Origin of the sequence: Paraburkholderia unamae (assembly GCF_003096875.1) — a bacterium.
Lineage (GTDB): Bacteria > Pseudomonadota > Gammaproteobacteria > Burkholderiales > Burkholderiaceae > Paraburkholderia > Paraburkholderia unamae.
This window is the reverse complement of record NZ_QEOB01000021.1, coordinates 24,408-37,628: the sequence shown is the minus strand read 5'-3', so window position 1 is coordinate 37,628 and position 13,221 is coordinate 24,408. Positions and strand designations below refer to the sequence as shown.

The following is a 13,221-nucleotide window of genomic DNA, read 5'->3' as shown; positions in this document are numbered from 1 at the left end:
CGGCAAGGGCCGTCAGGGCTCGCCTGCGCGAAACCGGGCCTGGAGCAGGCCCAGGGCGCAATCGCACGCGGCTCGCGCCGAGGCTGCCGGCTCGGCGCCTGCATGGCACACCGTGCGAACGGACGGGACGCACGGCTCACCTGGCCGCGCCCGCAGCGTCCGGTGCGCCTGTTGCGCCCACACGCCAGCCAGCCGCACACCGCCCGTGACCCCATGGCGCGGCCCCGGCCAGCCCGCCACGGCGCCTGACATCAAGCTTGCGCGCCATCCACGTAGCATCGGCGCTCGTGCGGCGCGAGTGCGCCGCCCCGTGCGTGCGCCTCGCCGCCCGCGACACATAATCCGCTCACACGAGAGCCCACGAGAACCCGTTACCGACCTGACCGATGGATCAACAAGAAAAGCGCCCGGATTCCTCCCGTAGAGATACGAAGCCGCAGTCCCCCGCTCCGGTCGCCGCCAGGCGCGGCAAGGGCAAGTTCATCGCGCTCGGCGTCGTGATCGTGATCGCCGGCATCGTGCTGGCACGCTGGCAACCGTGGAACAAGGCGCTTTCGGGCGGCAACGCAGCACCGGCGGCCGGTGCGCGCATGCGCCACGGCGGCCCGGGCGCGATGGCCAACATGCCCCAGCCGGTGAGCGTGGCCACGGCGAAGGCCGGCGACATGCCCATCGTCATCACCGCGCTCGGCACGGTCACGCCGCTCGCAGACATCACGGTGCGCACGCAACTTTCCGGCACGCTCCAGAACGTATACTTCCAGGAAGGCCAGATGGTGAACAAGGGCGACGTGCTCGCCCAGATCGACCCGCGCCCGTACCAGATCTCGCTCGCCAACGCCGAAGGCCAGCTCGCGCGCGACCAGGCGCTGCTCGCCACCGCCCGCCTCGACCTCAAGCGCTACCAGACGCTGCTCTCGCAGGACTCGATCGCGAGCCAGCAGGTCGACACCCAGGCGTCGCTCGTCAAGCAGTACGAGGGCACCGTCAAGTCCGATCAGGCCAACGTCGACACCTACAAGCTCGACCTCACCTACGCGCGCATCACCGCGCCCGTGTCGGGCCGCGTGGGCCTGCGCCAGGTCGATCCGGGCAACTACGTGACGCCGGGCGACACCAACGGCCTTGTCGTGCTCACGCAGCTCGAACCGATCAGCGTGATCTTCACGACCTCGGAGGACAACCTGCCCTCCATCATGAAACAGTTGCGCGCGGGCACGAAGATGTCGGTCACGGCCTACGACCGCAGCAACACCACGATGCTGGAAGGCGGGTCGCTCCAGACCATCGACAACCAGATCGACACCACGACCGGCACCGTCAAACTGCGCGCGAGCTTCACGAACCACGAGCAGATGCTCTTCCCGAACCAGTTCGTCAACGCGCGCCTGCTCGTCGATACGCTCCACAACGCCGTGATCGTGCCCACTTCGGCCGTCCTCAACGGCTCGCAAGGGCAGTACGTCTATGTCGCGAAACCCGACAACACCGTGACCGTGCGGCTCGTGAAGGTCGGCCCCGTGGACGCCGAGCGCACCAGCATCGCCTCGGGACTCGCCGTGGGCGAGCGCGTGGTGACCGACGGCTCGGACCGCCTGCGCGAAGGCGCGAAGATCACGATTCCCGCCGAGCATCCTCAGCACGCGAAGGGGGCATCGGGAGCATCGGGCGCATCCGGTGCGAAGGGCGCATCGTGGGCCGGCGCCGCCTCGGGCGCGCATCATGGCCGCCGCCACGCCTCGCAGACGCAAGCCCAGTAAGCCAGCATGAATCCATCCCGCGCCTTTATCCTGCGGCCGGTCGGCACGGCGCTGCTCATGGCGGCGATCATGCTGGTCGGTCTCGTCGCGCTGCGCTTCCTGCCGCTCTCCGCCCTGCCTGAAGTCGACTACCCGACCATCCAGGTGCAGACCTTCTATCCGGGCGCGAGCCCGGATGTGATGACGTCCTCGGTCACGGCGCCGCTTGAGCGCCAGTTCGGGCAGATGCCGTCGCTCAACCAGATGTCGTCGCAAAGCTCGGCGGGCTCCTCGGTCATCACCTTGCAGTTCAGCCTCGACCTGCCGCTCGACGTGGCCGAGCAGGAAGTGCAGGCCGCCATCAACGCGGCCGGCAACCTGCTGCCCTCGGACCTGCCCGCGCCGCCGATCTACGCGAAGGTGAACCCCGCCGACGCGCCGATCCTCACGCTCGCGATCACCTCGAAAACGCTGCCGCTCACGCAGATCCAGGATCTCGCCGATACGCGCCTCGCGCAGAAAATCTCGCAAGTGGCGGGCGTGGGCCTCGTGAGCCTGTCGGGCGGCCAGCGCCCCGCCGTGCGCATTCAGGCGAATCCGCGCGCGCTCGCGGCCTACGGCCTGAATCTGGACGACCTGCGCACGAGCATCTCGAACCTGAACGTCAACACGCCGAAGGGCAACTTCGATGGCCCCACGCGCGCTTACACGATCAACGCGAACGACCAGTTGACCGACGCCGACGCGTACAAGGACGCCGTGATCGCGTACCGCAACGGCCGCCCCGTCATGCTCACGGATGTCGCGAACATCGTGCAGGGCGCGGAGAACACCAAGCTCGGCGCGTGGGCGGACGGCACGCCCGCGATCATCCTGAACGTGCAGCGCCAGCCGGGCGCGAACGTGATCCAGGTGGTCGACAACATCAAGGCGATCTTGCCGCAGTTGCAGGAATCGCTGCCCTCCTCGCTCGACGTGCAGATCGTCACCGACCGCACCACCACGATCCGCGCCTCGGTGCGCGACGTGCAGTTCGAGCTGCTGATGTCGGTGGTGCTCGTGGTGCTCGTGATGTACCTGTTCCTCGCGAACATCTACGCCACGATCATCCCCAGCCTGTCCGTGCCGCTCTCGCTCATCGGCACGCTCGCGGTCATGTACCTGTGCGGCTTCTCGCTCGACAACCTCTCGCTCATGGCGCTCACCATCGCGACAGGCTTCGTGGTGGACGACGCCATCGTCATGATCGAGAACATCGCGCGCTATGTCGAGGATGGCGAAACGCCGCTCGAAGCGGCCTTGAAGGGCTCGAAACAGATCGGCTTCACCATCATCTCGCTCACGGTGTCGCTCATCGCGGTGCTGATTCCGCTGCTCTTCATGGGCGACGTGGTGGGCCGCCTCTTTCACGAATTCGCCATCACGCTCGCGGTGACGATCGTGATCTCGGCCGTGGTCTCGCTCACGCTCGTGCCGATGATGTGCGCGAAGATGCTGCGCCACACGCCGCCGCCCGAAAGCCACCGCTTCGAGGCGCGCGTGCACGCGTTCTTCGATTACATCATTGGCCGCTATGGCGTGGCGCTCGAATGGGTGCTCGAGCGCCAGCGCCTCACGATGATCGTGTTCCTTATCACGCTCGCGCTCACCGGCTTTCTTTACGTGGTCGTGCCCAAGGGCTTCTTCCCCGTGCAGGACACGGGCGTGATCCAGGCCATCACGCAGATGCCGCAGTCGGTGTCCTATGCGTCGATGGCCGAACGCCAGCAGGCGCTCGCCGCGGAGATCCTCAAGAACGAGAACGTCGAAAGCCTCACGTCGTTCATCGGCGTGGATGGCACCAACATCACGCTCAACAGCGGGCGCATGCTCATCGACCTGAAGCCGCGCGACGACCGCAGCGAAACGGCGAGCGAGATCATTCGCGACCTGCAAAAGAGCGTGGCCCACGTGCCGGGCGCGACGCTCTACATGCAGCCGGTGCAGGACCTGACGATCGACTCGACGGTCAGCCCCACGCAATACCAGTTCATGCTGACCACGCCGAACATCCAGGACTTCACGACCTGGGTGCCCAAGCTCGTGCAGCGTTTGCAGCAGCTGCCCGAACTCGCCGATGTCGCGACCGATCTCCAGGACCAGGGCAGCTCCGTGTTCATCGAGATCGACCGCGCGAGCGCGGCGCGCTACGGCATCACGCCCGCAACGGTGGACAACGCGCTTTACGACGCCTACGGCCAGCGCATCATCTCGACGATTTTCACGCAGTCGAACCAGTACCGTGTGATTCTCGAAGCCGACCCGGTGCTCCAGCACTACACCGATGCGCTGAACTCGATCTACCTGCCCTCCTCGACTTCGACCACGGGCCAGGTGCCGCTTTCCGCCATCGCGAAGTTCCACGAACGCCCCTCGCCGCTGCTCGTCTCGCATCTCTCGCAGTTCCCGGCCACGACGGTGTCGTTCAACCTGGCTGCGGGCTCGTCGCTCGGCGCGGCGGTGAAGGCGATCCAGCAGGCGGAGAAAGACATCGGCTTGCCGGGCTCGTTCCAGACGCGCTTCCAGGGCGCGGCGCTCGCGTTCCAGGCGTCGCTCTCCAACGAGCTGTTCCTGATCCTCGCGGCCATCGTCACGATGTATATCGTGCTCGGCGTGCTGTACGAGAGCTTCGTGCATCCCATCACGATTCTCTCCACGCTGCCTTCGGCCGGGATCGGCGCGCTGCTCGCGCTCATCATGACCGGACACGATCTCGACATCATCGGCATCATCGGCATCGTGCTGCTGATCGGCATCGTGAAGAAGAACGCCATCATGATGATCGACTTCGCGCTCGAAGCCGAACGCCAGGAAGGCAAGCCGCCGCGCGAGGCGATCTACCAGGCGTGTCTCTTGCGTTTTCGTCCGATCATGATGACGACGATGGCGGCGCTGCTCGGCGCGCTGCCGCTGATGCTCGGCACCGGCGCGGGCAGCGAGCTGCGCCGGCCGCTCGGCATCGCGATCGCGGGCGGCCTGATCGTGAGCCAGGCGCTCACGCTCTTCACGACGCCTGTGATCTATCTCGCGTTCGATTCGCTGGCGCAGCGCTTGCGGCAACGCTTTGGCGGCGGCGCATCCGGCGCCTCGTCCACGGAGCGCTGACGCGATGAATCTCTCGCGCCCGTTCATCTCGCGCCCTGTCGCCACCACGCTGCTCGCCGTCGGCATCGCGCTGGCCGGCCTCTTCGCGTTCACGAAGCTGCCGGTCGCACCGCTGCCGCAAGTGGACTTCCCGACCATCTCCGTGCAGGCCACCTTGCCGGGCGCGAGCCCGGAAACCGTGGCGACCAGCGTGGCGAGCCCGCTGGAGCGGCACCTGGGGTCGATCGCCGACGTGAGCGAGATGACCTCGCAAAGCTCCGTGGGCAGCACGCGCATCACGTTGCAGTTCGGCCTGAACCGCGACATCGACGGCGCCGCGCGCGACGTGCAGGCGGCGATCAACGCCGCGCGCGCCGACTTGCCGACGAGCCTGCGGCAGAACCCGACCTACCACAAGGTCAATCCCGCCGACGCGCCGATTCTGATTCTCGCGCTCACCTCGCCCACGCTGTCGGCGGGCCAGCTCTACGACTCGGCGGCCACGGTGCTGCAACAGTCGCTCTCGCAGGTGGACGGCGTGGGCGAAGTCGACGTGAGCGGCTCGGCGAACCCGGCCGTGCGCGTCGAGCTGGAACCGCACGCGCTCTTTCACTACGGCATCGGCCTGGAAGACGTGCGCGCGGCGCTCGCCTCGGCCAATGCGAACAGCCCGAAGGGCGACATCGAGTTCGGCCCGCAGCGCTTCCAGCTCTATACCAACGACCAGGCGAGCAAGGCGAGCCAGTACAAGGATCTCGTGATCGCGTACCGCAACGGCGCGGGCGTGAAGCTCTCGGACGTGGGCGAAGTGGTCGATTCGGTGGAGGACCTGCGCAACATCGGTCTCGCCAACGGCAAGCGTTCGGTGCTCGTGATCCTTTACCGCCAGCCGGGCGCGAACATCATCGAGACGGTGGACCGCGTGATCGCGATGCTGCCGCAGTTGAAAGCGTCGCTGCCGGCCGACGTCGAAGTGATCCCCACCTCCGACCGCTCCGTCACGATCCGCTCGTCGCTCAAGGACACCGAGCACACGCTCATCATCGCCGTGGCGCTCGTGGTGATGGTGGTGTTCCTGTTCCTGCGCAACTGGCGCGCGACGCTCATCCCGAGCGTGGCCGTGCCCATCTCGATCATCGGCACCTTCGCGGCCATGTATCTGATGGGCTTCTCGCTCGACAACCTCTCGCTCATGGCGCTCACCATCGCGACGGGCTTCGTCGTGGACGACGCCATCGTCGTGCTGGAAAACATCTCGCGGCATATCGAAAACGGCGTGCCGCGCATGAAGGCGGCCCTGCTCGGCGCGCGCGAAGTGGGCTTCACGGTGCTCTCGATCAGCGTGTCGCTCGTCGCCGTGTTCCTGCCCATTTTGCTGATGGGCGGCATTGTCGGACGCCTGTTCCGCGAGTTCGCGCTCACGCTTTCGCTCGCCATTGCGGTGTCGCTCGCTGTTTCGCTCACGCTCACGCCGATGATGTGCTCGCGCCTGCTCGAAGAGGCGCACGAGAAGAAGGAAGAAGGCCGTTTCGCGCAGTGGCTCGAACGCGGCTTCATGCGCATGCAGGGCGGCTACGAGCGCACGCTCGGCTGGGCGCTCGCGCATCCGTTCATCATCCTGCTCACGCTCGTCGCGACCATCGCGCTGAACGTCGCGCTCTACGTGGTCGTGCCCAAGGGCTTCTTCCCGCAACAGGACACGGGGCGCCTGATCGGCGGCATCCAGGCCGACCAGGCCACCTCGTTCCAGGCGATGAAGGTGAAGTTCGCCGAGATGATGCGTATTGTCCAGGCGAACCCGGCCGTCGAATCGGTCGCGGGCTTTTCGGGCGGTCGCGCGACCAATGCCGGCTTCATGTTCGTCTCGCTCAAGCCCAAGAGCGAGCGCAAGCTTTCCGCCGATGAAGTGATCGCGCAACTGCGCGGGCCGCTCTCGAACGTGGCGGGCGCGCGCACCTTCCTGCAAGCGGTGCAGGACATCCGCGTGGGCGGCCGGCAGTCGAACGCGCAGTATCAGTTCACGCTGCTCGCCGACAACACCACCGACCTCTACAAGTGGGGGCCCAAGCTCACGGAAGCGCTCCAGGCGCGCCCCGAACTCACGGACGTGAATTCGGACCAGCAACAAGGCGGCCTGGAAGCGATGATCAACATCGACCGCGCGAGCGCCGCGCGGCTGAAAATCACGCCCTCGCAGATCGACAACACGCTTTACGACGCGTTCGGCCAGCGCCAGGTCTCGACGATCTACAACCCGCTCAACCAGTACCACGTGGTGATGGAAGTCGCGCCGAAGTACTGGCAGAGCCCGACCATGCTCAACGAAATCTGGGTGAGCACCTCGGGCGGCACGGCGAGCGGCGCGCAGAGCACGAACGCGACGGCGGGCACCGTGACCGGGCCGACCACGGCTTCGACGGGCGGCACGGGCGCGACCACCGCGTCAAGCGCCGCGGCCATCGCGGCCGATTCCGCACGCAACCTCGCGACCAACTCGCTCGCGGCGAGCGGCAAATCGAGCGCCTCCTCGGGCGCGGCTGTGTCGACGTCGAAGGAAACGATGGTGCCGCTCTCGGCGATTGCTTCGTTCGGCCCCGGCACGACGCCGCTTTCGGTCAATCACCAGAGCCAGTTCGTCGCTTCGACGATCTCGTTCAACCTGCCGCCCGGCAAATCGCTCTCCGACGCCACCCAGGCGATCTACGACACGATGGGTCAGATCGGCATGCCCGCGACGATCCACGGCAGCTTCCAGGGCACGGCACAGGCATTCCAGCAGTCGCTCGACAACCAGCCGCTCCTGATTCTCGCGGCGCTCGCGGCGGTGTATATCGTGCTGGGCATTCTGTACGAGAGCTATATCCATCCGCTCACGATTCTCTCCACGCTGCCCTCGGCGGGCGTGGGCGCCCTGCTCGCGCTGCTGCTCTTCAAGACGGAGTTCAGCATCATCGCGTTGATCGGGGTGATTCTGCTGATCGGTATCGTGAAGAAGAACGCGATCATGATGGTGGACTTCGCGATTCAGGCGTCGCGCGAGGGCCTGAGTTCGCACGATGCGATCCGCCAGGCGTGTCTCCTGCGGTTCCGGCCGATCATGATGACGACCTGCGCGGCCCTGCTCGGCGCGCTGCCGCTCGCGTTCGGACGCGGCGAAGGCGCAGAGCTGCGCGCGCCGCTCGGCATTTCCATCGTGGGTGGGCTGATCGTGAGCCAGATGCTCACGCTGTATACGACGCCGGTGGTGTATCTGTATATGGACCGGCTGCGCGTGTGGTGGGATGCGAAACGCGGGCGCGGTGCGGCGGCGGCGACGGTGGAATAAGCGACACGCGTGAGCGTGCTCCGAATGCGGCTGAAGCGTGGCTTCAGCCGCTTTTTTTTGCGCTTATCGCGGTCAGAAATTCCCGCGCCAGGGCCGCACAGTGGTCAAATGACGGGGTATAGCCAAGCGTCTGGATATCGTTGAACCTCGCCGCAAGATACGCTCGACGCTCAACCAGAAGTCGCAGAAACGCGTCTCGATGCCGGACGAGGTACGCTCCCGCTGCGATCAACCCGTCCGGGTCCTTTTCTATCACGAGGCTCAAATCGAACAGGTCGCGCGCCGCCGGGCGATCGCCTCGGTGCCACATCTTCTTGGCGACGATCTCCGCTGCGGTCTCGACCCTTACCGTCTCGCCCATCAGCAGCCACTCGTCGTAGCCTGGTTCGGTCAAATTCTGCGACACGACGAAGTCGATTTCGCCTTCGGGTAGGAGCAGCTTCACAAATCCGGCGTGTTCCTCGTAGTCGTTCGTGATGTCGGACGCCGCCTCGCTGATGCGCGGATTGACGTAGCCGAGGTACTGCGGATTCGGAACGAAGATATCGATGTCCCGGCTCATGCGGTGGCCGTAACGCAACATGAGCACCGTGCCGCCGCCAAAGGTCCAGAACGGCGTGGCCGTGCCGTGTACACGGATCTCATCGATCAGCGTAAGCGCATGCCGGAAAAGACTCCGCCACTCGCCGCCGGGCAACGGCGAAGGCGCGCTCATACCCAGACTTCCCGGTACAGGTGCAGATCCTTTGACCAGGCCGCGAGATTCTTCCAGATCGTTCTGGGTGGCGTGCCCGAGCTTCTAGACACTTCCTCCACCGCCTTGACGACAACGGGCACGGGCACTTCGTCGAGGATCGTGGAGATCTGCGACTCACAACCCTCAGGAATCCTGCCGGTCGCAAGCGCCCTGGCAAGCGCTCGCTCCGTGAGATGCCCTTTGTAGCTGACGTTCGCACTCACCGTCGCCTTGTAGAGCCCTCTTTGCTCCGGCCGGGGCGCGGCCGCCAGTTCGAGACCCAGCACGCCCAGCAAGCCAATGAGCTTGTTCGCGCCCAGGTCCTTGACCTTACCGGCCTCGAGCTGATTGATCGTGACGCGTGACAGGCCGGCGAGCTTCGCCAGTTGCGCCTGCGTGAGATCGAGCTCGGCGCGCCGCTGTGCAATAGCCTGGCCAATTTCGTAGAGTTGCATGAGGATCTCCACCGCGCCGCCTGGCGGCCCTTGAATGTAAAGTATATTTTACATCAAGCTAGTCAGCCCGGCAGCGGCGTCATGGCGATCTCACGCCCGCCGCATATGCGCGGGCAAACACCGCACCATCACGTGCAACAGCAGCGGCACGATGATCCCGTCGTCCACCACGCCCGCCAGCGGCATCGCGATATTGAACGGGTCGAGCGCATAGAGCGCGACCAGCGCCGTGGCGGGCACGAGCCACACCGGGCGCTCCGGCTGGCGCAGCGCGTGCCACAGCACGCGCGCATCGCCCTTCACCACGTTCCACAGCAACGCAATACGTTTCATCATCGGTTCCCTCCTCGCGACTCGCACCCCGGGCGCGCCGGCCTCAATGCTGCTCGTGGCCCGGCGCGTCCGAACGCGACGTCCTGATCACGAGCCCGTCCGGTGAAAAATGGGCGTTGAACATGCCGTCGCCGGCCACGCCGCCTTCGGCCCAATGCCAGCTCCAGACTTCCTCGTGGCTCAGCGCATAGTTTGCCACCGTCGCCGGCTTGCCGAGCAGGCGTCTCACTTCGTCCTGCGTCATGCCCGGCGCGACCTGCGCGATGTTCTGCGCGGTCAGCGCCTGCGTCATCGCGACGAGCTTGCCGTCCGCGTCGAAGTCGAGCATCCACGTGGTGAGGCCGTTCGGGCCGCGCGGGTATTCGAGGCGTTGCGAGCCGTCGTCGTCCTCCCACACCATCTCGGGCTTGCCCGCCTGGCGGCGCACGTCCTCGACGGTCGAAACGCCGATGCGCAGGCCGCCGAAGGCCATCGAATCGGGCTTGATCGCATTGACCGCGTCAGCGACCTTTTGCTGGTCGCAGGCGCCAAGCAGGGCGGCGCTCGCAGCGGCGAGCACGAGTGCGAGGCAAAGTTTTCGTGACATGAATAAATACAGAAGTGAAACGTGCGGTTGGCGTGCGCAATTGGCATGCGCGACGGCGAATGGCGAAGGAGTATGCCATCTGACATGGGCGCGACCGCCGCGTTCCTGGGCACACGCCACCGGTTCGGCCAATTGGCCTGCGCAAGGGTTGTGCTCGCGCAAACGCCGGTCGTTTGATGCCGCCCCGGCGCCCGCCACGACCGTCACAGATTCTGTGCGATCGCCAGCGTGAAAATGCGCGCCCAGCGCTTCGCCTCGCGCTCGTTTTGCATCGGCAACTGCCAGAGCGGGCGCTTCGGGTCAGCCACGCGCAACGCGACGTGCCAGCCGTCGGCATCGCGCCCCGGTTGCGCGCCTCGCAGGTCCGCGAAGATGTACGCGCCGTGCGCGCCGCCCTGCGTCACTTCGCACAAGCGTTTGCCCGCCGCGAGCCGGGCCTCGCCCCACGCCCCCGCCACACGGTGTGTCCACTCGCCTTCGCCGCGCAGGTTGGGCGCGATATCGCGGCGGCGGCGCCACCACCAGGCCACGAGCGCGACGAACAGCGCCGCGGCCAGCACGGCCGCGCCCACGGCGACGCCCAGGCCGAACTGCGCGGCGATGGCGTTAAAGGACCAGTACGCGCCATAGACGAGCGCGGCGAACGCAAAAAGGATGACAAGAATCGGCATGCGGCTATTCCGTGCGGGGCCAAGTGACGAAAGCAGTGACGAAGGGCGAGGGGTCGGCAGGCCAGGCGGGGCGTGCCAGGACGAAACGCGGGAGCGGGAGCGGGAGCGGGAGCGAGGCGGATTTGACGCGGAATCGAAACGGAATCGAAGCTGAATCGAAGCTGAACCGAAGCGGACCGCGGCCAGGCTCGCGCAAGCGGCGGACCTGGCCTTCATGACGCTCGTGATGCGTGTTCGCGACGCTTATTGCTGCGGATGCTGCGCGGCCCATTCCTTCACGGCACGCAGCGTGTTCTCGACGTGCTGGTCGGGCGACAGGCTCGTGTATTCATAGATGACCTTGCCGTCGGGCGCGATCACATACGAAATGCGATTGGCCATCGATTCGTGCATCGGCATCGAGGCGTCGTACGACTTGATGATCTTCGAGTCCTGATCGGCCGCCACGGGGAACTTGCTGCGGCACTCGCTCACCGAGAACTTCGTGAGCGTGTCGATGTTGTCGTGCGACACGCCGATCACGGTCGCGCCGTACTTCTTGTATTCATCCACGGCCTCGGCGAATTCGTGCGCTTCGATCGTGCAGCCTTTCGTGAACGCCGCCGGATAGAAGTACACCACCACCGGCCCCTTCTTCAGCTCGGAGGCGAGCGAATAGGTATAGGTCTTGCCGCCAAGCGAGGCCTGGGTCGTGAAGTCGGGCGCCGGATCGCCCGGTTTGAGCGTTGCCTGCGCGGACAGGCTGAAGAGCGCGAGACCGGCGCATACGAGCGCCGCGGCCCCCGCCGCAATGAACCTCGGTTTCATATCGGATGTCCTGGAGTTGAATCACCACGCCGGCGCGAGCATCGTGGCCGCGCGTCCGGCGATGCCCGTATTGGACCACACTCTGCCCGTGCCCGCAGAGCAGCGCCCGGAACGATTTACAAGCGCCTTTCAGCCTTCCGCGTAGGCCGTGAACCACGCGCCGGCCCACAGGTTCAGCTCGGCGAGCAACGGCGGCGTGAGCGCGGCGAAGATGCCGCCCGCCTCGCTCGCGTAGTGCTGTGCGCCGTCGTGGTCGCCGCGCTCGGCCGCCATCGCGATGTGCAGCAGCGTGCCCAGTTCGCCGCGATAGCCGTCCACGGCCTCCACGATCTCGCGCGCCAGGCCCAGGCGATCGAGCGTGTTGGCGGGGGTCGATCCCACCAGCACGTGCACGAGCGAGAAGATGCCGGTCATGAACGCGGCATCGGCGAAGTCGGGGTCCTGGGGCTTCAGGCTGCGCGCGGCAAGCTCCATGAAGTGCGAGCGCGTGCCGGCAAGCTGCACGAGCGGGTCCGAGCCCCACGGCAGGTCGCGTCCGCTCGCATAGAGCAGCAATTGCGCCCAACGCGCGATCTGGCGCGTGCCGGCCGCGAGCACCGCTTCGCGCAGCGAAGAGATGGGCCGACCCGGCGCGTAGGCGCTGGAATTGACCAGACGCAAAAGTTGCACGACGACGGCCGGGTGGCTGCGCAGCTCGCGCTCGAGCTCCGCCGTGCCCACGTCGTTGGCGACGAGCGCGAGCAGGCGCACGAGCGCCAGTCGCGAAGCGCGCACTTGCGGCGCGCGCAATACCTGCGGGCGCGCGAAGAAATACCCCTGGAACAACTCGAAGCCAAGCGACGATGCCAGCTCGAAGTCCTCGGCCGTCTCGACCTTCTCGGCGATCAGCGTCTTGCCGTAGGTGGCGAGCGTCGCGACGAGCGCGGGCAGCGCGGCGCGCTCGGTCTGCATCAGATCGACCTTGACGATGTCCGCGTAAGGCAACGCGCGCAGCAGGTTCTCCGTGACCTCGCACACGTCGTCGAACGCGATGCGGTAGCCGGCGCGGCGCAACTGCGCGAGACGCTCCAGCACGGCGGCGTCGAAGTGCACGTGCTCGAGCACCTCCAGCACGAAGCGGCCCGGCGGCAGCAGATGCACGATGTCGTCGAACAGCAGTTCGCGGCTGATGTTGACGTAGCCGTAGTGTCGCCCGAGCACGGCGGGCACGCCGAGCTGGCCGATGGTGCGCGTCATCACCTGGGCCGTGGCGAGTGCGTCATCGTCGACGTCCGCGCGGTTCTGCACGCCGCCGCGAAACAGCAGCTCGTAGGCGTTCAGCGCGCCGTTGCGATCGAGAATGGGCTGCCGGCCGAGATAGACGAACGGCTGCGCAGCGGCAGGGCTCGCCCCCGACGCCTTGGGCTGTGAACCAGGCTGTGAACCGGGCTGCGAACCAGGCGACAA

Annotated in this window: 10 protein-coding genes; 3 read left to right on the top strand and 7 right to left on the bottom strand. The window is 66.3% G+C overall.

Annotated elements, in window-relative coordinates; translation table 11 throughout:
• Positions 1 to 386: 386 nt before the first annotated feature.
• The 3 genes from C7402_RS34490 to C7402_RS34480 are packed head-to-tail and all read left to right on the top strand — an operon-like array spanning position 387 to position 8,187.
• Positions 387 to 1,760: an MdtA/MuxA family multidrug efflux RND transporter periplasmic adaptor subunit gene (locus C7402_RS34490; RefSeq protein WP_116613763.1), complete on the top strand. Its 1,374-nt coding sequence runs from the start codon at positions 387 to 389 to the stop codon at positions 1,758 to 1,760.
• A 6-nt stretch (positions 1,761 to 1,766) separates the two neighbouring features.
• A complete protein-coding gene (locus C7402_RS34485; protein WP_116613762.1) occupies positions 1,767 to 4,883 on the top strand; it encodes an MdtB/MuxB family multidrug efflux RND transporter permease subunit in 3,117 nt (1,038 codons plus the stop codon).
• A gap of 4 nt (positions 4,884 to 4,887) precedes the next feature.
• Entirely contained in the window at positions 4,888 to 8,187 is a 3,300-nt protein-coding gene (locus tag C7402_RS34480; RefSeq protein WP_116613761.1) for an efflux RND transporter permease subunit, read from the top strand.
• A 43-nt stretch (positions 8,188 to 8,230) separates the two neighbouring features.
• Here the strand turns inward: C7402_RS34480 and C7402_RS34475 are convergent, their stop codons facing one another.
• The 7 genes from C7402_RS34475 to C7402_RS34445 all read right to left on the bottom strand — a co-directional run bounded on the left by C7402_RS34475 (position 8,231) and on the right by C7402_RS34445 (position 13,221).
• Complete coding sequence (locus C7402_RS34475) at positions 8,231 to 8,902, bottom strand: nucleotidyl transferase AbiEii/AbiGii toxin family protein (protein WP_112174768.1); 672 nt, start codon at positions 8,900 to 8,902, stop codon at positions 8,231 to 8,233.
• Complete coding sequence (locus C7402_RS34470) at positions 8,899 to 9,378, bottom strand: helix-turn-helix transcriptional regulator (protein ID WP_116613826.1); 480 nt, start codon at positions 9,376 to 9,378, stop codon at positions 8,899 to 8,901. The genes C7402_RS34475 and C7402_RS34470 overlap by 4 nt, the downstream gene beginning before the upstream one ends.
• A gap of 90 nt (positions 9,379 to 9,468) precedes the next feature.
• Positions 9,469 to 9,714 carry a hypothetical protein gene (locus tag C7402_RS34465; RefSeq protein ID WP_224038639.1) on the bottom strand — a complete coding sequence of 82 codons (246 nt, stop codon included), beginning with the start codon at positions 9,712 to 9,714 and terminating at the stop codon, positions 9,469 to 9,471.
• A 40-nt stretch (positions 9,715 to 9,754) separates the two neighbouring features.
• Positions 9,755 to 10,297: an outer membrane protein assembly factor BamE domain-containing protein gene (bamE, locus tag C7402_RS34460; protein ID WP_116613760.1), complete on the bottom strand. Its 543-nt coding sequence runs from the start codon at positions 10,295 to 10,297 to the stop codon at positions 9,755 to 9,757.
• Between the two features lie 203 nt (positions 10,298 to 10,500).
• Positions 10,501 to 10,968: a hypothetical protein gene (locus tag C7402_RS34455; RefSeq protein ID WP_116613759.1), complete on the bottom strand. Its 468-nt coding sequence runs from the start codon at positions 10,966 to 10,968 to the stop codon at positions 10,501 to 10,503.
• Between the two features lie 243 nt (positions 10,969 to 11,211).
• Complete coding sequence (locus C7402_RS34450) at positions 11,212 to 11,775, bottom strand: peroxiredoxin (protein ID WP_116613758.1); 564 nt, start codon at positions 11,773 to 11,775, stop codon at positions 11,212 to 11,214.
• 129 nt (positions 11,776 to 11,904) lie between these two features.
• On the bottom strand, positions 11,905 to 13,221 hold the full coding sequence (locus C7402_RS34445) for an EAL and HDOD domain-containing protein (RefSeq protein ID WP_244315005.1): 1,317 nt from the start codon (positions 13,219 to 13,221) through the stop codon (positions 11,905 to 11,907).